We start from the raw sequence: 1,125 nt of genomic DNA, 5'->3' as shown, positions 1-1,125 counted from the left end.
CACCCGGACCGGCCAGTGGGAGAACAGCCGGCCCTCCTCGTGCAGTCCGCTCAGGACCCCCGCCACCCGGTCGACCACGGCCGCGTCCGTCACCGTCTCCGTCGGACGGAACTGGCGCCACACCCGCTCCAGGCACAGCAGCAGCACCGCCGGATCGGGGAAGCCCTCGCCCAGCGCGCCCTGCGAGCGCACCGCCAGGTGGATCACCGCCGCGCCCGCGTGCAGGGCGCAGTACTGCTCGGCCAGGCGGAACTGCTCGGCGGTCGCGGCGTACCCGCGTCCCACGTCCTCCTTCAGCCGGGCCGGCTCGCCCAGCAGCCGGTCGAACTCCTTCAGCCGCCGGTCACCCGGCTCCGCCGCACGGTGGAACAACGCCCGGTCCCGCCCGTCGCGCCGGCGCTCCGCCAGGTCCCGCAGCCGCTCCAGCGCGTCGGGCAGGGCCAGCAGGACGTCGTCCCGGCCCCGGCTGACCAGCAGCTGCCGCTCCGGACGCCACACCGGCAGCTCGGCGTCCAGGCCGAACATGACGCCGACGCGCTCCACCGCCTCCGCCCGCAGGCCGTCGCCGGCGTCCCGCGCCGTGCCCAGCAGCCCGTCGAGCTGCGCCGCGATGTTCTTCAGGTTCACCACGGTGTTGCCGTCGACGAACGAGACCGCCGCCAGGTCCCGCAGCATCTTCTGGTAGACGCCGAAGTGCGGATGGTCCCGCAGGTACAGCCGCGCCCCGAGCAGCACCGACAGCTGCCCCATGGTGCGCTCCAGCAGCGTCGGCACGAAGTACTTGACCACCGAGGAGTACACGCTGGCCTGCGCCGGGTTGCTCTGCAGAGCGCGCACCGCGCCGCTGCACACCGCGTCCGCCACCATCAGGTCGGCGAAGCACTCGGCCAGCTGGCGCCGGGAGTAGGGGATGTCGGCGACCCGCTGCCCGAAGATCTCCCGCCGCGCGGCGAAGTCCATCGTCAGCCGCAGCGCGGTGTCCACCGCCCCCAGGGCGATGCTGCCGATGACCACCCGGGCCACCTGGGCGCTCTTCAGGGCCAGTTCCAGACCCTGCCCCTCGGCCCCGACCAGGGCGTCCTCCGGCACGAACACGCCGTCGACGCGGATGCCGCTCATGTCCAG

Annotated in this window: 1 protein-coding gene; it reads right to left on the bottom strand. The window is 73.9% G+C overall.

Annotated elements, in window-relative coordinates; all coding sequences use genetic code 11:
- The coding region (locus LPA54_RS32775; protein WP_228984398.1) for an acyl-CoA dehydrogenase family protein at nucleotides 1-1,125 on the bottom strand (1,125 nt) is incomplete at both ends.

Source organism: Streptomyces sp. DH12 (genome assembly GCF_020873895.1).
Taxonomy (GTDB): Bacteria; Actinomycetota; Actinomycetes; order Streptomycetales; family Streptomycetaceae; genus Streptomyces.
Note: the sequence above shows the minus strand (reverse complement) of the source record. Positions and strands in the feature narration are given on the sequence as shown.